The 20,276-nt window shown below is 33.2% G+C and carries 10 protein-coding genes; all 10 read left to right on the forward strand.

The window, feature by feature from the left end:
• Window positions 1-34: 34 nt before the first annotated feature.
• The 10 genes from H8K90_RS13445 (at window position 35) to H8K90_RS13490 (ending at window position 20,275) form a co-directional block, all read left to right on the forward strand.
• A complete protein-coding gene (locus H8K90_RS13445; RefSeq protein ID WP_246457771.1) occupies window positions 35-2,764 on the forward strand; it encodes a helix-turn-helix and ligand-binding sensor domain-containing protein in 2,730 nt (909 codons plus the stop codon).
• A 246-nt stretch (window positions 2,765-3,010) separates the two neighbouring features.
• The gene (locus H8K90_RS13450; RefSeq protein WP_186846514.1) at window positions 3,011-6,052 is read left to right on the forward strand and encodes a SusC/RagA family TonB-linked outer membrane protein; all 3,042 of its coding nucleotides are present in this window, start codon (window positions 3,011-3,013) and stop codon (window positions 6,050-6,052) included.
• A gap of 7 nt (window positions 6,053-6,059) precedes the next feature.
• Window positions 6,060-7,523 (forward strand): RagB/SusD family nutrient uptake outer membrane protein, encoded by a 1,464-nt coding sequence (locus H8K90_RS13455; RefSeq protein WP_186846515.1) that lies wholly within the window; start codon window positions 6,060-6,062, stop codon window positions 7,521-7,523.
• Window positions 7,524-7,534: 11 nt separating this feature from the next.
• Window positions 7,535-9,685: a PKD domain-containing protein gene (locus tag H8K90_RS13460; protein WP_186846516.1), complete on the forward strand. Its 2,151-nt coding sequence runs from the start codon at window positions 7,535-7,537 to the stop codon at window positions 9,683-9,685.
• 10 nt (window positions 9,686-9,695) lie between these two features.
• On the forward strand, window positions 9,696-11,318 hold the full coding sequence (locus H8K90_RS13465; RefSeq protein ID WP_186846517.1) for a glycoside hydrolase family 16 protein: 1,623 nt from the start codon (window positions 9,696-9,698) through the stop codon (window positions 11,316-11,318).
• A 201-nt stretch (window positions 11,319-11,519) separates the two neighbouring features.
• Entirely contained in the window at window positions 11,520-14,981 is a 3,462-nt protein-coding gene (locus H8K90_RS13470; protein ID WP_186846665.1) for a hypothetical protein, read from the forward strand.
• A gap of 16 nt (window positions 14,982-14,997) precedes the next feature.
• On the forward strand, window positions 14,998-16,287 hold the full coding sequence (locus tag H8K90_RS13475; protein WP_186846518.1) for a glycosyl hydrolase family 17 protein: 1,290 nt from the start codon (window positions 14,998-15,000) through the stop codon (window positions 16,285-16,287).
• 1 nt (window position 16,288) lies between these two features.
• Complete coding sequence (locus tag H8K90_RS13480; RefSeq protein ID WP_186846519.1) at window positions 16,289-17,338, forward strand: glycoside hydrolase family 2 TIM barrel-domain containing protein; 1,050 nt, start codon at window positions 16,289-16,291, stop codon at window positions 17,336-17,338.
• Window positions 17,339-17,348: 10 nt separating this feature from the next.
• Entirely contained in the window at window positions 17,349-18,857 is a 1,509-nt protein-coding gene (locus H8K90_RS13485) for a glycoside hydrolase family 30 protein (RefSeq protein WP_186846520.1), read from the forward strand.
• Between the two features lie 2 nt (window positions 18,858-18,859).
• Window positions 18,860-20,275: an MFS transporter gene (locus H8K90_RS13490; RefSeq protein ID WP_186846521.1), complete on the forward strand. Its 1,416-nt coding sequence runs from the start codon at window positions 18,860-18,862 to the stop codon at window positions 20,273-20,275.
• The last annotated feature ends 1 nt before the right edge of the window (window position 20,276 follow it).

Below are 20,276 nucleotides of genomic sequence, written 5' to 3' on the forward strand. Positions count from 1 at the left end.
ATTAATTACTAATGTTAATTCATTTAGTCAAGAGATGCCTCCAATCCAAGTTTTTTCATCCCAAGACTATGGTGCTGAGAATCAAAACTGGGCTATTTCTCAAGCTGATAATGACTTTATATATGTCGCAAACAATAAGGGTTTATTAGAGTATAATGGTGCATCATGGCAACTTTATAATTCACCCAATGATGGTATTTTAAGATCCGTAAGAGTTGTAGGTGATAAGATTTTTTCTGGAGGTTATATGGATTTTGGGTATTGGCTTAAAGATGATTTCGGCGGTTTTCAATATACTTCACTTGCAGAAAATAAAAACTTTTCAATTAAAGAAGATGAGGATTTTTGGGGCATTATTGATGTTGAGGGTTATGTAATTTTTCAATCTTTTGACCGAATTTATATTTATAATACAACAGATTTAAGTTTTGATATTATAGAATCAGATGAAAGAATAAATAAAGTATTTAAGGTCGGCCAATCTATTTATTTTCAGAAGATGGATGTTGGTGTTTTTGAAATAAGAAATGGTAAAGCCAACGTAATTATATCATCAGAAGCTATAAAAGGTAAAGAGTTAGTTAATATTTATGATTTTGACAATGGCCTTTTACTACAAACTAAAGAACATGGTTTCTATACCTTTCAGAATAATAGTGTTAATAGATGGAGTACAGAAATAGACGATTTATTATCTAATATTAGTATTTATAGTAGTATAAGTTTAAGGGAAGGTGGTTTTATTCTTGGGACTATTGCTAATGGGATTATACAATTAGATAAAAATGGTAAGCAGCTATTAAAAATTGATCAATCTTACGGGCTTAGTAATAACACAATACTTTCTTTGCTCGAAGATAATTTTGGTAATATTTGGCTTGGTCTTGATAACGGAATTAATGTTGTTAATTTAAATTCTCCGTTTAAAGTTTACACAGACAAACAAGGGGTTTTAGGAACGGTTTATGCTGCAGCTCAAACGCATGATTTCCTCTATTTAGGTACAAATCAAGGACTGTTTTATAAGCCTATAAATACAAATGTGAAATTTAAATTTATTGAGGGTACAAAAGGTCAAGTATGGAGTTTATCCTTTCTAAAAGGAACCTTATTTTGTGGTCATGATAAAGGAACATTTGTTATCAATAATTTTGTTGCACAAAAAGTATCCAGTGAGATAGGAACTTGGGCTGTAAAAGAAATTGTGGGTAGACCAAATCTTTTAATTCAAGGAAACTATAAAGGGTTATTTATACTCGAAAAATTAAATAACACATGGCAATTTAGAAATAAGATTGAAGGGTTTAATATCTCATCTCGATATTTTGAATTTATAGATTTAAATGAATTGTTTGTTAGTCATGAGCATAAAGGAGTTTATAAAATAAAGATTGATAAAGATTATCAGAAGATAATTGATTACAAAAAAATGTCAATTAATGAAGGTATAAAGTCGAGTATTGTTAATTATAATGATGAAATTTTATATAGTTCTAGAGAAGGCGTATTCAAATTTAAAAATAACAGCTTTAAAAAAGATACCGTTTTAAGCAAGTTGTTAAGTGGCGATAAATACGTTTCAGGTAAGCTTATCTATGATAAAAAAGGGGATAAACTTTGGGGTTTTTCTAATAATGAAATTATTTATGTAGAACCTGGAAAATTATCTAGCAAACCAAAAGTTAACGTCATTGCTATCTCAAGTGAAGTTCGTAAAAGTAAACCCGCTTTTGAGAACATACTGCTTCTTCGTGATAATAATTATCTTATTGGTACAACAGAAGGCTATCTGATAATGGACCTAAATAAAATTGCACATCAACCATTAGAAATACATTTAAACAACATTAAATATGGTGCTTTGCCTAATGAACTTCAACCATTAAACCTGGTTAATGAAGCCATGCTTAAAAATAAGTTCAATAACTTAAAATTTAATTACAGTATAGCCAATTATGAAAAACTATTGTCTTCTAAATATAAATATAGATTAAAAGGTATTTATAACGATTGGAGCGATTGGTCAAGGAATTCAGAGGTCTTTTTTAAGAACTTACCGCATGGTGATTATACATTTGAGGCTAAAGCGATGTCTGGTGGAATTTTATCAGATAAAGTCTTGTCTTATAGTTTTAATATTGAAAAACCTTGGTACATTAAACCATTAGCAATAGTTCTATATGTTGGTTTTGGTTTGTTTTTAATGTATTTATTGCATTTTTTTAATAAACGCCATTATAAGAAGCAGCAACAAAAGCTTCTTGAAAAGAAAGAAAGAGAATTGAAGTTAGACCAATTAGAAAATCAGCGTCAATTAATTCAGTTTAAAAATAAAAACTTACAATTAGACATTGAGAATAAAAATAGAGAGCTTGGTATGGCTACTATGAATTTGGTAAAACGAAATGAATTGCTAAATAATATTAAGACCGAATTATCGAAAAGTAATTCAGTAAATGACATTAAAAAGGTAGTTAAGCTTATAAATTCGAGTTTAAATAACACTGGCGATTGGAAATTATTTGAAGAAGCTTTTAATAATGTGGACAAAGACTTTATGAAAAAGATAAAAAGTAAACATCCTGCCATTACTCCAAATGATTTAAGATTATGCGCTTATCTAAGACTTAATCTATCTTCAAAAGAAATTGCTCCCTTATTAAATATTTCACATAAAAGTGTTGAAGTTAAGCGATATCGTTTGCGAAAAAAAATAGGATTAGATCACGACCAGAGCTTATCTAATTACATTATCGAGTTATAACACCTATACAAATCTAATTATTACCTATACAATACCTATACAAACAGCTTAAATAGTAGTTTTTTATAATAAATGTTATTTTTATATTAACTGGTGTTATGAGTTCAATTCCTAATATTTAAAGGGGTTTAAATGCGATTTTGACAAAATATGTGTCTTTTTTTTGAATTGTATGTTTTTTGTATTGCTATATTTTGCGGATTTATCAGTATCAATTTATAAGTTGCATTATCTAAGCAACATAATATGAAAACAAAAATCTTAACGCTCATTGCCTTTATTCTTACAATGGCATTTTATGGGCAAAATGTTAATGTTAAAGGTACCGTTACTGAAGCGTCTTCGGGACAACCTTTACTGGGTGTAAATGTCATCCTTAAAAATACATCTGTAGGGACTTCCACAGATTTTGATGGAAAGTTTACCTTAAACGATGTGCCTTTAAATTCTGTATTAGTTATTTCTTATTTAGGTTTTGTAACACAAGAGGTTACAATTACTAACAACGAGCCAATAACCATATTACTCCAAGAAGATTCAGAATCTTTAAATGAGGTTGTAGTCATTGGTTATGGTACTCAAAAGAAAAAAGAAATTACTGGTGCTGTATCTGTCGTTTCTAGTGAAACGGTCGAAACTTTAAAGCCTACTAGGATTGAACAAGCTTTACAAGGTCAAGTGGCTGGTGTAAATATTGTATCAAATTCTGGTTCACCAGGAGCTTCATCTACAATTAGTATTAGAGGTATTTCTACTAACGGAGCCAATCAGCCATTAATATTGGTAGATGGAACCGTAGTAGAAGACTTAAGTGTTATTAATCCAAATGACATCGAGACCATGAATATCTTAAAAGACGCAACTGCTGGTATTTATGGAGTAAGAGCTGCAAATGGTGTTATTCTTATCACAACAAAATCTGGTAGAAAAAGTATGCCATTAACTATTGAAATTAATTCTTATGGTGGAGTACAAGAAACTACAAGGCAAATACCATTATTAAATGCTACAGAATATGCATTGTTACTTAATGAGTCTTATGCGGCTAATGGTGAAACAATACCTTATCCAAATGCAGCTGGTTTGGGACAAGGTACAGATTGGCAAAATAAGGTTTTTCAAAAAGCGCCAATATTAAGTACTGCTCTTACACTTAAGGGCGGTGGTGAAAATTCAACGTATGCTTTTGGTAGTTCGTTTTTAACTCAAGATGGTATTGTTGGTGGAAATAAATCAAATTTTGCCAGATTAACTAAAAGACTTAGTTATGGTTTAGATTTTCTTAAAAACTTTAAACTAAACACTGGTATTACTTGGACCCACACTACAAGACAAACCTTACCAGAAACAGGAATTGGTTCTGTACTTTTCAATGCTGTAAACATGGCTCCTACACTAGGTGTAAATGATGCTGCAAACAATCTTGGATTTGAGGTTGTCAATCCTTTAAAACAAATAAGCAATACACATAACAGAGGTTTAGTGAATAAAATTAATGGAAACCTTAATCTGTCTTATAATTTTTTAGAACATTTTACAGCGCAAGCAAGCTATCAATTTAATTATGCCAGAGTAGATATTAAGTCGTTTGCCCCTTTTGTTGATTACGGAATTTTAGGGACAGTTGATAAAGTATTCGATTTAATACCAAATGCAGATGCAGATAATAATACGGTTTATGAAAGTGAAGCGCATTATAGAGATTATACTTTTGATGCTTTTATTAAATACCAAAATACCTTTGCTGACAATCATAATTTAAATGTATTGTTAGGAACATCGGTATTTAAGACCACTGGAGACTTTAAGTCTTTTACGGGTTATGGCATTAGAGATAATTATTTTGGTAATGCTAACTTAGAAGACGCAATGAGAGTCGAAAATAACAATCCAAATGGCAATGATCTTAGTTTCGATTCTAGATTGTTATCTTATTTTGGAAGGCTTCAATACGATTATAAAGGAAAATACTTATTATCTGCAGTAGTAAGACGTGATGGTTCAACTAAGTTTGGTCCAGAAAACAAATTTGGTATTTTTCCATCTGGTTCGATTGGGTGGATAGCTTCCGAAGAAACATTTTTAGAAAATAGCAATTTTATTGACTTTTTAAAGTTTAGAGTTTCCTATGGTATATTAGGTAACGATAGAATTGGAGATTATGGCTTTGTATCTGTTTTAGACGGTGAAGCTACTTATGTATTTGATAATACATTATATTTTGGTTCTGCAGCAGGAAGAATTGGAAATCCAGAAATTAGATGGGAAAAGCAAAAAACTTTCGATGTTGGATTAGACATGCGTTTTTGGGATAATAAAATTGATGTTACGGTAGATTACTTTAAAAAGCGTACCGAAGATTTGTTAGTGCAACCGGATGCTTCAGGTATTTTGGGTACTGCCGCTCCAGGAGCTTCTCCTCCAATTATTAACGCTGGTGTTGTGGAAAATAAAGGTTTAGAATTTGCTATTGGTTATTCTGAAGAGATTAGTGACAATTTTAAATTTAACCTTAAATATAATGTTACCGCTTTAGATAATAACGTTATTTCGGTAAGTCAAGAAGGTGGTTTTGTGCCAGGTGGTGCGTTTGGAATAGGTCAAGAAGCACCATCAAGGATGGAAGCTGGTTATCCAATCGGTTACTTTAGAGGATATAAAACCAATGGTATTTTTCAAAATCAAGCACAAATAGATAATTCGGCAGTGCTTAACAATAATACGCAGCCTGGTGATTTAATTTTTGTCGATATTAATGGAGATGGAGTCATTGATGATTTAGATAAAACAAACCTCGGAGATCCTATACCAGATGCTACAATGGGATTAAACCTATCATTCGATTTTTATAATTTCGATTTTGGAGCTTATGCGTTTGCATCAATTGGAAATGAAATTGTAAGGAATTACGAAAGAAATCTTCCTTTAACCAATAGACCTATTCAGTATTTAAATCGTTGGACGGGTGAAGGAACAAGTAATAGTTTTCCAAGGGTAACTACAGGTGCAACAAATAACACCTTATTCTCAGATTTTTATGTTGAAGATGGTTCTTTTGTGAGATTACAAAACGTACAATTAGGTTATTCAATATCATCTGATACTGCCGAAAAATGGGGAATTGATAAACTGAGATTCTATGTATCAGCAAGCAACCTATTTACGTTAACGGAATATAGCGGTTATGACCCAACAACATCAAATGGTGCACCAATTGGTGGTGGAATCGATTACGGATTTTATCCAAATCCAAGAACTTATTTAGTAGGAATGAACTTAAAATTTTAATAGAACCATGAAAAATTTAAAAATTACATACATTTTTATAGCATTGTTTGTCATGGCTTCATGCAGTGACGACTTTGTAGATGTAGCATCTAACAATGAAAATTCTGAAGATTATTTCAATTCAGAAGAAGACTATCAAAACGCCTTAATTGGTGCGTACGATTTATTACAAGCAACATATCAAAATGTTTTGCTAGGTGAAATAGCATCAGACAATACATTGTGTGGTGGAGAGAATGCAAATGATGTACCTGGTTTTCAGCAAATTGATGATATGATTCATACTCCAATAAATGCTCAATTAAGATCGCTTTGGAATTGGATGTACGCTGGTGTAAATAGAGCTAATTATATTATGGAATTTCAGGATAAAACAGATTTTCCTGGTAAAGAAGGTGTTTTGGCTCAAGCAAGATTCTTAAGAGCATATTATTATTTCGAATTGGTAAAGTGGTTTGGAGATGTGCCTTTTGCTGTTGATAGACGTATTCAATTTGGTGACCAGTTTTCAATTGCAAGAACCCCAAAAGCAGAAATCTATACTCAATTAGAGCAAGATTTAATATTTGCAGCAGATAATTTACCATATGTACAGTCCGAAACAGGAAGAATAACTAAAGGTGCTGCACAAGCATTATTAGGAAAAGTATATTTATTTCAAGACAAATTTATTGAAGCTGGTGCCGTATTAGAAGATTTAATAGACAATGGGCCATATGATTTGTTATCAGATTATAGTACCATGTTTGAGAATGATAATGAAAATAACATCGAATCAGTTTTTGAAGTACAATACACTGATGAAGAAGGTGCTGGTTTTGGTTGTTTACAATGTAGTGAAGGAAATGTAGCTGTTGGATTTAATGGCATAAGAAATTACAATGGACCATTATTTGAGTCTGGTTTCAGTTTTAATGTACCAACTCAAGAAGTTGTAGATGAGTTTGAAGATGGTGATATGAGATTAGAAACTGCAATCTTGGATATTGAGACTTGGGCTGCAAATACAGGAGCAACGTTTGGTACAGGTTATGAGCATACGGGCTATTATAATAGAAAGTATATCTCAAGACAAGGTGATGCTAATACAGGTGATGCTAACCTTACTAATCCTAATAATTATAGAGCTATTAGGTTTGCAGATGTACTATTGATGGCTGCAGAGGCACTTAATAGAGGTAACGTAAGTGACGCTAGAGCACAAATGTATTTAAATAGAGTTAGAGAACGTGCTTTTGGTAATTCAGATAATAATGTGAGTGCTACAGGTGCAACATTAACAGATGCAATTTATCACGAAAGAAGAGTAGAGTTGGTTGGCGAAGGTCACCGTTTCTTTGATTTGGTAAGAACAGGAAGAGCAGCAGCTGAAATTGATGGATTTGAAGCGGGTAAGCACGAAGTGTTCCCAATACCATTAATAGAAATTCAATTAGCTGGTAATCAGTGGGAACAAAATCCAGGATATTAAAAAAAAGAAAAATGAAAAATATTAAATTAATTTTAGCAAGTTTTTTTCTCATTGCATTTTTAGGCTGTGAAGAGGATGAACGCAGTACCCAATTTGTTGATAATGCAGATGCTCCTAGCGAAGTTGTATTGCAATTTAGAACTACACAAGACAATTCAGGGCTTGTTACCATTACACCTACAGCGGTAGGAGCTACAAAGTTCGATATATTATTTGGTGATGGCTCAGGCGAATCTGTAAGTTTAGATCCTGGTGAATCTGTAGACAATGTTTATCCAGAAGGAACACATACGGTTACGGTAACTGCTACAAGTATTAATGGTTTAACAACACAAGCCGAACAACAATTAGTTGTGTCTTTTCAGGCACCTCAAAATCTAGTGGTAACAATAGAAAATGATGCAGCAGTTTCAAAACAAGTAAATGTTACAGCAACAGCAGACTTTGCAATGAGCTATGATGTTTATTTCGGTGAGCCTGGAGAAGATACACCAGTAAGTGGAAATATAGGTGATACAGTTTCATATATATACCAAGAAGCTGGTACATATACTATCACAGTAGTGGCTATGGGTTCTGCAATTGAAACCACAACTTATACAGAAGCGTTTGAAGTAACTGCTATTGAAGCACCAGTTGTATCTGCTCCGGCACCTCCTGCTAGAAATGATGCTGATGTAATATCTATTTTTAGTGCAGCATATAATGACGTGCCAGACACTAATTATTTCCCAGATTGGGGACAAGGTGGACAAGGAAGTTCTTGGGCAATGTATAATTTAGATGGCGATGATATGTTACAATATATTAATCTAAGTTACCAAGGAATTGCACTTGCAGATGGAACAACAGTAGATGTATCGCAAATGGAATACCTTCATTTAGATGTATGGACAGCAGAAGCAGTTACAGATATAGAAACATCTTTAATTAACAATGCTTCTGGTACGGTTACAGAAGCACCGATTACTTCAGCATTAACACCAAATAGTTGGACAAGTATTGAAATTCCAATTTCAGATTATACAGATCAAGGGTTAACAGTTACAGAGATTTTTCAATTAAAATTTGTAGGTACACCTTGGGCTGCCGGAACAGTATTTATAGATAACATCTATTTTTGGAAAAACCCTTCTGTTCTAAATAACTTACCTGTTACTTTTGATAATGCTAATTTAAATTATACATGGTCAGGTTTTGGTGATCCTGGTTTTGGACCAATTCCGGCAACAGTTATTGCTAATCCTGATCAAACAGGAATAAATACAACATCAAATGTTTTAGAAATTCAAAAGCCTAGTGGCTCACAAGTATGGGCGGGAGCTTCAATGGCTTTAGATGGCCCGATAGATTTTGCGACTAACGGTACTACACTAACTATTAAAGTTTGGTCTCCAAGAGTCGGTGTACCTATTTTGTTAAAAACAGAAGATCCAAGTTCACCGGCAGATGGCAATGGTAATCCTTCTGTATTCGCTGAAGTTATAGCCAATACAACCACAGCTAACCAATGGGAAGAATTATCTTTTGATATGACTACATTCGGTGGCTTTAATACTGCTATCAACTATGAAAATGTAATTATTTTTCCAGATTTTGGTAATTTAGGACAAGGAGAAACATTTTATTTCGATGATATAGAGTTTGCATCTAAGAAGTTTCCAATAAATTTTGAAACCAATGCTTTAGATTATACATGGTCAGGTTTTGGAGATCCTGGTTTCGGACCAATTCCGGCTACAGTTATTGCTAACCCAAATTCTTCAGGAATAAATACTTCCTCAAATGTTTTAGAAATTCAAAAACCAACGGGCTCTCAAGTATGGGCTGGTGCTTCTATGCCGTTAGATGCTCCTGTAGATTTTGCATATGGAACAATTGTTAAAATAAAAGTATGGTCTCCTAGATCAGGTGTTCCTGTATTATTTAAAATGGAAGATGTGAATTCACCACCAGATGGTAATGGAAACCCAAGTGTATTTGTTGAAGTTATAGGAACAACAACTATTGCTAATGGTTGGGAAGAAGTAAGTTTTGACCTAACAAGTTTTACTGCATTTAGTACGTCAATTGAATATAGCAATGTAATTGTTTTTCCAGATTTTGGAAACTTAGGTCAAGGTGAAACGTTTTATTTTGATGATTTTATTTTAACAAACTAATTTATTAATTATGAAGAATTTAAAATATATAATATACAGTTTGTTGACCATGTTTTTAGTGGTTACTAGCTGTCAAGAAGATGATGCAGATTTTGGGGAAGTTGTTGCACCAAGTAATATTCAAATTACTGTTGATATTGTTGGTGCTGATGCTAATAACCCAAATGGTGATGGTAGTGGAGTCGTAAATTTTACGACAACAGCAACTAATGCTATTTCATATCAATATGTGTATAATGGATCACGAACTTCAGCACCAAATGGTGAACAGAGTTACAACTTCGCAAACCTTGGTTTAAATACGTATTCGGTTACTGTAATTGCTTTTGGTACTGGTGGTGCATCAACTAGCGAGACAATAGATGTTGACGTGCTTTCATTATATGAGCCACCAGCAGATTTAATTACAATGCTTACGGCAGACAGTTCGAGAACATGGAGAATTAAAAGTGAAACAGGTAGTCATTTTGGTTTAGGTCCAGTTGGTGGCGGTTTTAATGAATGGTATCAAGCTAGTGCAGAAGAGAAAGCTGGAGTGGGTATGTATGATGATCGCTATATTTTTAATGTAGATGGTACATTTACACATATTACCAATAGTACAAATGATGATGGAGGAGTTAATACAGATGGCACTGTGTTTGGTCGCGAAGTTTTAATCGACGAGTTAAACGGAACTGGTGGTCCTGGTACAGCAAATGGTGCGGATATTGAAAATTATCCTTATTCCGATTATACGGCACAATGGTCGCTTTCTGCGCCAGGAGGTGTTGAAACATTAAGTTTATCTGGTATTGCGTTTTTAGGCTACTATATAGGTGGAGATCATACTTATAAAATTGAAATGCGTTCTGCTAATGAAATGAGCGTGCGATCAACCGATGGTAACGGAGAATTTGATTGGGGTTTTATTTTAACTTCAGAGGAAGGTGGAAATGTAGTTGATTATGAATTAGTTTGGTCAGATGAGTTTAATACAGATGGTGCGCCAGATGCCGCAAACTGGACTTACGATCTTGGTGCAGGTGGCTGGGGAAATGGTGAAGTGCAAACCTATACAAGTAATGCAGAAAATGTAATTGTAGAAGGAGGTGTGTTAAAAATAACAGCAAAAGCAGATGGTAGTGGAGGTTATACGTCTGCAAGAATAAAATCACAAGGACTTCAACAATTTACTTATGGTAAAATTGAGATTAGTGCAAAATTACCTTCGGCAGAAGGTACATGGCCTGCACTATGGATGTTAGGATCTAATTTCCCAACTGTAGGTTGGCCTCAAAGTGGTGAAATGGATATAATGGAGCAAACTGGTTGGGATAAAGGGACTACTTTAGGAACATGCCATTGGTTTGATAACGGCACTAATGCAAATGCTAGTTATGGAGAAACAACTGCTGTAGCAAATGCTTCAACAGAATTTCATTTATATTCAATTGAATGGGATGAAACCTCTATTAAAATTTCATTAGATGAGGTTCCTTATATGACTTTAGCTAATAACCCTGATTTACCTTTTAATGCAGATTTCTTTTTTATAATGAACATTGCAATGGGAGGAACTTTAGGCGGAACTATTAATCCAGCATTTACTGAAGATACAATGGAAGTAGATTATATAAGAGTTTATCAATAATAAAATGATAAAAAAAAAATTGAATCATAAAATCTATGAGTAGTCTTTATGAGCAACTATCTAAAAGGTCGAACAAATGGGTTCGACCTTTTCAAACTAATTTGAATATAGCGGTCTTTAATGACCATTAAAATGATGTAGAACTTTTTTATGAATGATACTTTATTTCATAAATACACCGAAGAGACACAAAAAGAATTAATGAGTAAGAATCCAATATACATAGGTGAAAAGCTGGCAGCTTTTGATACCTTAGAAGTGAAAGGAGAATTGGTAACAATTATAGGTGAGACCTATTATAAAATATCAAACAGTGATAAAATGAGACCATTCTTTATGAGTTTGGTAAGTAACTCTAATCACTGGTTGTTTATTTCTAGTAATGGAGCATTAACGGCTGGTAGAAAAGATGCTAATAATGCATTGTTCCCATATTATACAGATGATAAAATAACAGAATCACTAGAAACAACAGGAAGTAAGACTATTGTTCAGGTTCATAAAGACGGAAAAACTTTTCTTTGGGAGCCATTTTCAAATCGCTATCAAGGTGTTTATGCTACAAAACGAAATTTGTATAAAAATAGTTGTGGTAATAAAGTACTTTTTGAAGAAATCAATGAAGATTTAGGACTAACTTTTAGATACCAATGGAACACTAGTGATCAATTTGGTTTTGTTAGGAAGGCTAATATTATTAATAATACCAATGAAAAAGTTGAAGCAACAATTCTAGATGGTATACAAAATATTTTGCCTTATGGTTTAGATTCAGTATTTCAAAATGCAACAAGTAACCTTATTGACGCTTATAAAAAGTGTGAGTTAGAAGCCGATACAGGAATTGGGATATTCGCATTAAGCGCTATAATTGTAGATAGAGCAGAACCAAGTGAAGCTTTAAAAGCAAATACGGTTTGGTCTACGGGAATAGAAAACCCTACACATTTAATATCGGCTTTACAGTTAGATAATTTTAGAAATGGTAAAACCATAACACAAGAGGAAGATATAAGAGCAGAAAAAGGTGCTTACTTTATTTCAAAAGATTTAAGCTTAAATCCAGAAGAAGAAAAAAGTTGGATGTTTGTGGCTAATGTCAATCAAACGATTAGTGCTATAAACGATATCTCAGAAAAAATTAAAAGCAATAGTAATCTCAAAGAACTTATTCAGCAAGATATTGACGCTGGTACAAGGAGTCTTTTAGAATTAGTTGGTGCATCTGATGGAATTCAATTAACAGATGATACATTAAGGGATACAAGGCATTTTGCCAATACCCTTTTTAATATTATGAGAGGTGGAATCTTTGATGATAATTATAACATCGAAAAACAAGATTTTGTAAAATATATCGCTAAGGCTAATACAAAGGTTTCAAAAAGCAAAGAAGATATTTTAAATAATTTACCAGAAATCTTTAACGTAGATTATATTAAGAACATTGCAGATAAAGACGAGGATAGCAATTTTAAAAGGTTGTGCTACGAATATTTACCGCTGAAGTTTAGTAGAAGACATGGAGATCCAAGCCGACCATGGAATAAGTTTTCTATAAATACACGAAGTGAAGTAGATGGTTCCAAAATTTTAGATTACCAAGGGAATTGGAGAGATATTTTTCAGAATTGGGAAACCCTTGCACATTCATATCCTGCCTTTATGGAAGGGATGATCCATAAGTTCTTTAATGCAACTACTTTCGAGGGTTATAACCCTTATCGAGTAACAAAAGACGGGTTCGATTGGGAAACTATCGAAGCAGATGATCCTTGGTCTTACATTGGGTATTGGGGCGATCATCAAATCATCTATTTATTGAAGTTTTTAGAGTTTATTGAGAAACACAACCCTAATAAACTAGCAAACAATTTCACTCAAGATGTATTTGTTTATGCTAATGTGCCATATAAAATAAAGAGTTATCAAGACACGCTAAAAAACCCAAAGGATACTATAGATTTTGATTATGATTTAGATGTAAAGATAAATAAAATAAAAGATAGATTAGGTGCTGATGGAGCTTTATTAAGAGACCAAAATTACTTTATTCATAAAGTTAATTTAGTTGAAAAATTATTAGCTACTGTATTAGCTAAGGTATCTAATTTTATACCAGAAGGAGGTATTTGGTTAAATACACAACGACCAGAATGGAACGATGCTAATAACGCCTTAGTTGGCAATGGAGTTTCTATGGTTACCCTATATTATCTAAGACGATTTATTAAATTCTTTGAAGCTATTGTAGAAAATGCATCAGAAGCCAAATACGATCTTTCAATAGAATTAAAAACGTTTTTTGAAGCTGTTGTAAATACATTAAATGCCAATAGAAGTGTACTCTCGGGTAAGGTGTCAGATAAAGATCGAAAAACCATTTTAGATGGTTTAGGAACTGCTGGTAGTGAATACAGATTACAGATTTATGAAGCTGGTTTTTTAGGTGATAAAGCATCTATCTCTAAGGATGACTTATTAAAGTTTTTTAAAGAATTAAAAGATTATTTAGACCATACTATAAAAGCCAATAAACGATCAGATAATTTATATCATGCATACAATTTAATGACGGTTGAAAATGATACAGAAGTATCAATTTCATATTTGTCAGAAATGTTAGAAGGACAAGTTGCTGTTTTAAGTTCAGGATATTTACAACCAAAAGAAGCATTAAGTTTATTAGATGGATTAAAAGCTAGTGCACTCTTTAGACACGATCAATATAGTTATATTTTATACCCAAATAAGGAATTGTCGCGCTTTGTGGATAAGAATATTATTCCTGCTAAATCTGTTGCAAATTCAAAATTATTGACGCAATTAATTTCAGATAATAACACACAGATTATTGAAAAGGATGTTACTGGTCAGTATCATTTTAATGGTAATTTCAATAATGCAGACAGTTTAAAAGCTGCATTAAATGGGTTGCCAAAAGGAAAATACGAAGTCTTAATCGAAGCTGAGAAACAATTGTTATTAGATATTTTTGAGGAGATGTTCGATCATAAATCCTTTACAGGTCGCTCAGGTACATTTTACGGTTATGAAGGCTTAGGGTCCATTTATTGGCACATGGTGTCTAAATTATTATTAGCGGTTCAAGAAAATTGTTTGTTAGCAGTAGCGAGAAATGAAAGCGAAGAAACAATAGGAAGATTATTAGAACATTATTACGAAATTAACGAAGGTATTGGAGTACACAAGTCACCAAAATTGTATGGTGCTTTTCCAACAGATCCATATTCTCATACACCAGGTGGAAAAGGTGCACAACAACCAGGAATGACGGGTCAAGTTAAGGAAGATGTTTTATGTCGTTTTGGGGAATTAGGTGTGTTTGTAACTGAAGGTTCACTGTATTTTAACCCAAGACTTTTAAGAAAAGAAGAGTTTTTAAGCGAACCAAAAGAATTCGTGTACACTGCAATAGACAAAACGAAAAAAACAATTCAACTTTTAAAAGGATCATTATGTTTTACCTATTGCCAAGTACCTATTATTTACCAGCTTCAAGATAAAAACAGTTTAGAAGTTAAATTTAATGAGGGTTCGGTTTTAAGTTTTAATGAACTAAAACTAGATAAAAATATTAGTGCTAAAATATTTAATCGTGCAGGCGAAGTGAATCAAATAATTGTATCAGTTAAAGAATAATTCAACAGGTTTAAACATGAATAACAGTTTAAAATTAGCGGCATTTGTATTGGTTATGTCATTAGTCTTTTCGTGCAATGACACAAAAAAAGAGCGCAACGAAAAAATTGTAAAAGAAGAACAAGCTGTGAGTGCAAAAGATATTTTAGGAAATCCGGATTATTTAGCGATTTCTTATGGAGGTTATAGAGAAAAGAATAGAGAAGTACAACCAACTATTGCTGAACTTAAAGAAGATATGAAAATCTTAAGTGCCATGGGTGTAAAAATATTAAGAACTTACAATGTACATTTTAATCAAGCCGCAAATCTCTTAAAAGCAATAACCGAATTAAGAAAAGAAGATGCTAGTTTCGAGATGTATGTAATGCTAGGGATTTGGATAGATTGTAAATCTGCTTTTAATTGGGAAAATGGTGAGCCAGACCATAGTAAAGAAAGTGAAAGAAATCCTATTGAGGTTAATACAGCGGTTTCATTAGCTAAACAATATCCAGACATCGTTAAAATTTTGGCCGTTGGTAACGAAGCAATGGTAAGATGGGCAACTAGTTATTTTGTGCAACCATGGATTATTTTAAAATGGGTAAATCATCTTCAAGATTTAAAGAAAACAGGAGAATTACCAGCAGATTTATGGATTACAAGTTCAGATGATTATGCATCTTGGGGTGGTGGAGATGCAAGTTACCATACAGAAGATTTAGAAAAGCTAGCCAATGCGGTAGATTATATTTCTATGCATACTTACCCATATCATAATTCTCATTACAACCCAGAATTTTGGAAAATACCACAAATAGAAGAAAATTTAACGGATAAAGAAAAGATAGATGCTGCCATGTTGCGAGCATTAAATTTTGCCAAAACGCAATATGATTCTGTTTCAAATTATATGAAAAGTATTGGCGTAAACAAACCTATTCATATCGGTGAAACTGGTTGGGCGTCAGTGTCTAATGGCCATTACGGAAAAGAGGGTTCGAGAGCTACGGACGAATATAAGCAAGGCTTATATCACAAGCATATGAGAGAATGGACCAAGAAAGAAAATATTTCATGTTTCTATTTCGAAGCTTTTGATGAGCAATGGAAGGATGGACAAAACCCCTTAGGATCAGAAAACCACTTTGGTCTCATTAATCTACAAAGTGAAGCAAAATATCCGTTATGGAGTTTAGTAGATGACGGAATATTTAATGGTTTAACCAGAGATGGAAAGCCAATTACTAAAACCTATAACGGAAACCTTGAAGCATTAATGAAAGATGTTTTAGTGCCAAATACAGAATATCCAAGAGATTAGAATGAAGAAATTAATAGCCATAATAATTAGTCTAACTGCTTTTGTTTCGTGTAAAAATGAATCGAATAAAAAGGGAATTTCATTAAATACAGAAACCCCAAAGATTGATATTGTATCTATTACAGGAAGACAATTAATGGTTAATGATAAAGACTATTTAATTACAGGTATATGCTATCATCCAGTATCAAAGGGCAAATCTAAAAGAGATTTTGGGTCTTTAACTCAAGATCTAAAACTGATGGTAGAAGCGGGTATCAATACAGTTAGAGTTTATGAGCCAATTGAAGATGAGAATGTTTTGGATAAAATTGATAGTGTTGGACTAAAAGTAATTATTGGTTTTGGATATAACCAAGGTGGAAAAAATGATATTCTTTCAGGCACATTTATAGATTACGTCAATAAATTCAAAAATCACAACGCTATTTTAATGTGGGAACTAGGGAATGAATACAATTATCATCCTGAATGGTTTAACGGAGACATTAAAAATTGGTATAAAGCCATGAATGAAGCTGCTGCTGTAATTCATAAGAACGACACTTTACATCCTGTGGCCACTGCACATGGAGATTTACCAGATGATTTAGCTCGTTCTATGGGTGCTAATATTGATGTTTGGGGTATGAATGTATATCGTTCAGTACGACCAGAAACCATTTTTAAAGAGTGGAAAGAAGTCAGTGACAAGCCCATGTATTTATCCGAAACAGGAGCAGATAGTTATATGCAAATTGCTAATCAAGGCTATGAGCAAGGCATTAATGAAAAGGCACAAGCAGATGCCACGGAAATTATTTTGAAAGCCACATTTAAAGGTAAAGATATTTGTTCTGGAGTAACACTTTTTCAATTTACTGATGGTTGGTGGAAAGCAGGAAATAACGACGTGCAAGACACTGGTGGAACTGCACCAAACAGTACAGGAGTACCCTTTGATGGTAGTCCTAATGAAGAGTTTTGGGGTATTGTAGATATTGATAGAAATAAGAAGAAAGTATACACAGTAGTAAAAGATATCTATACATCTGTAAATAAAAACAACTAATTAAAGACAAATGAAATTATCAAGATATAGCATAATCGTACTCTTAATTTTTACTGTAATGAGTTGTACTTCAGAAAAAAAAGAAATTAAAAACTTACACGTTGAAATTTATGAAACTTCAGAAAATGGAAATAAACTCACACGAATTACTGAGTTTTCTAAAGTAGATTCTTCAACGGTTATAAAGCTATTGCCAGAGCAAAAATTTCAAACCATAACAGGTTTTGGAGGTTCTTTTACAGAATCCTCAGCCTATTTATTAAATAAGTTGAGTAAAAAAAATCGCGATACTATCCTTCAAGCTTATTTTGCTGAGGATGGTGCTGGTTATTCTTTAACAAGAACACATATTGCTTCTTGCGATTTTTCATTAAACAATTATACATATGCACCTGTTGCAGATGATATGGAAATGAAAAGCTTTAACATTGATGACGATCGTGATGATTTAATTCCAATGATTAAGGATGCTCAGAAGGTTTCAAAAGATGGATTTAAAATTATTTCTTCACCGTGGACATCACCTCCTTGGATGAAAGATAATAAGGCATATGTAGGCGGAAAATTACTACCAAAATACTACGATGCATTTGCACTGTATTTTTCAAAATATCTAGAAGCATATAAAGCAGAGGGAATTGATATTTGGGGTCTAACACCAGTTAATGAACCACATGGAAACGGGAACAATTGGGAAAGTATGCACTTTTCTCCAGAAGAAGAAACAGACTTTGTACAAAATCACTTAGGCCCTAAATTGGAAGCTGATGGTTTCGCAAACGTTAATATTTTGGGTTACGATCAAAACCGAAAAGGGATAAAAGAGTGGGTAGATGAAATGTATAAAGATGAAGCGGCCTCAAAATATTTTGATGGATTAGCCATTCATTGGTATGAAAGTACCTATGATTATTTTCCCGAAGAATTACAATACGCTCATAACAAAGCACCAAATAAATATTTAATAGAGACCGAAGGGTGTGTAGATTCTGAAATCCCAAAATGGAAAGATGATGCTTGGTATTGGAGAAAAGAAGCTACAGATTGGGGTTGGGATTGGGCATCAGAAGAAGATAAACATTTACATCCAAAGTATGCACCAGTAAATCGCTATGCAAGAGATATTATTGGCTGCCTTAACAATTGGGTAGATGGTTGGGTCGATTGGAATATGGTTTTAGACCGACAAGGAGGACCAAACTGGTTTAAAAATTGGTGTGTAGCACCAGTTATTGTAGACCCAGAAGCCGATGAGGTTTACTTTACACCATTGTATTATACCATGGCACATTTTAGCAAATACATTAGACCAGGAGCAGAAGTTATTGGAGTAGAAAATACAGATATGGATTTAATGGTTACGGCTGCGAAAAATCCTGATGGATCAATAGCAGTGGTATTATTTAATGAAGGTGAAACACCAAAGGACTTTACTTTATCTCTTAGTGAACGAACTGTAAAAGTAAAAATTAACCAACAAGCTATACAAACGATTCTAATTCCAACTAAAACAAGATAAATATGTCAAGTTCAGCTATAAATAAAGTTCCAATCGGGCAAAAAATTGCTTTTGGTATCGGAATGTTTGCTAATCAAATGTTTCCTGCTATTATGGGGATTTTTATGGTTGTTTTGGTAGAGGATTTAGGTTTTCCCGGATGGATGTGGGGCGTTATTTTCTTCGCGCCAAGAATATTCGATTCTATCACTGATCCTATTATGGGTTTTATCTCTGACAATACAAAGTCTAAATGGGGACGTCGGAGACAGTATGTGTTTATAGGTGCCATTATCATGGGAATTTCATACATTATTATGTGGCAACTTTTTAGAGAAAACTCTTTGCAATATAATTTTTGGTATTTCTTTTTGTGGTCATTAGTTTTTTATTTGGGTCTTACTCTTTTTAGTGTGCCTTATGTAGCTATGGGTTATGAAATGAGTAATGATTTCCATGAGCGTACTCATATTATGGCAATAGCTCAATTTATAGGACAATGGGCATGGGTAATAGCGCCCTTATTTTGGATCATTATGTACGACCCTAATTGGTTTTCATCTGCTGATGTAGCTGTAAGACAATTGTCAGTTTGGGTGGCAATCCCATGTGCAATTTGTGCAATGGTACCAGCACTATTTATAAAAAGCGAGTCAACCCTTCAAAAAGATTATGAGCCATTAAACTCAGCGAATATTGGTAATAGTTTTAAAAAAATATTGGATAGTTTTTCTGAAGCTTTTAAGATTAAAGAGTTTAGAAAAATATGCGGAGCTACCTTTTTAATTTTTAATGCATTTAATACTGTAGCAGCACTTACATTTTTTGTGATTGTATATAAACTATTCAATGGTGATGCTGAAGCAACTGGTATATGGGTGTCTTTATTTGGTTGTTTGGGAGCTCTCGGAACTACATTTATTGTGATACCTGTAGTGACTTGGATGTCTAAGATTTTAGGAAAGAAAAAAGCATTTATGTATGCTCAAGGAATATCAATTATTGGCTACATAATGCTATGGTTTCTGTTTGTACCTGGAAAACCTTGGATGTATATTATAGCGCTTCCATTTTTTTCTTTTGGAATAGGAAGTTTATTTACAATAATGATGTCTATGACTGCAGATATTATTGATGTTGATGAATTAAGTACAGGCAAACGAAGAGAAGGAATTTTTGGTGCGATTTATTGGTGGATGGTTAAAGTAGGTTTTGCAATTGCTGGTGCATTGAGTGGTCTTATTATTTGGATTGTTGGTTTTAATTCAGAGTTAGCTACTACAGATCAACAATCTGCCGTAGATGGTTTGCATGCTTTCTTTTGCTTTTTCCCTATGGTAGGCACACTAGTGGCTATGTACATTATGAGAAATTATAATATTACTGAAGACAGTGCCAACGAAATCCGCACACAGTTAGATAAGCGCAAAACGAAATAAA

The organism is Winogradskyella echinorum, assembly GCF_014297365.1.
In the GTDB taxonomy this organism is placed as follows: domain Bacteria; phylum Bacteroidota; class Bacteroidia; order Flavobacteriales; family Flavobacteriaceae; genus Winogradskyella; species Winogradskyella echinorum.

Bases quoted from the DNA above. Each gene is read 5' to 3' on its own strand.
- H8K90_RS13450 (WP_186846514.1), top strand. From the start codon at position 3,011: ATGAAAACAAAAATCTTAACGCTCATTGCCTTTATTCTTACAATGGCA.
- H8K90_RS13445 (WP_246457771.1), top strand. From the start codon at position 35: ATGCCTCCAATCCAAGTTTTTTCATCCCAAGACTATGGTGCTGAGAAT.
- H8K90_RS13480 (WP_186846519.1), top strand. From the start codon at position 16,289: ATGAAGAAATTAATAGCCATAATAATTAGTCTAACTGCTTTTGTTTCG.
- H8K90_RS13475 (WP_186846518.1), top strand. From the start codon at position 14,998: ATGAATAACAGTTTAAAATTAGCGGCATTTGTATTGGTTATGTCATTA.
- H8K90_RS13485 (WP_186846520.1), top strand. From the start codon at position 17,349: ATGAAATTATCAAGATATAGCATAATCGTACTCTTAATTTTTACTGTA.
- H8K90_RS13455 (WP_186846515.1), top strand. From the start codon at position 6,060: ATGAAAAATTTAAAAATTACATACATTTTTATAGCATTGTTTGTCATG.
- H8K90_RS13470 (WP_186846665.1), top strand. From the start codon at position 11,520: ATGAGTAAGAATCCAATATACATAGGTGAAAAGCTGGCAGCTTTTGAT.
- H8K90_RS13460 (WP_186846516.1), top strand. From the start codon at position 7,535: ATGAAAAATATTAAATTAATTTTAGCAAGTTTTTTTCTCATTGCATTT.
- H8K90_RS13490 (WP_186846521.1), top strand. From the start codon at position 18,860: ATGTCAAGTTCAGCTATAAATAAAGTTCCAATCGGGCAAAAAATTGCT.
- H8K90_RS13465 (WP_186846517.1), top strand. From the start codon at position 9,696: ATGAAGAATTTAAAATATATAATATACAGTTTGTTGACCATGTTTTTA.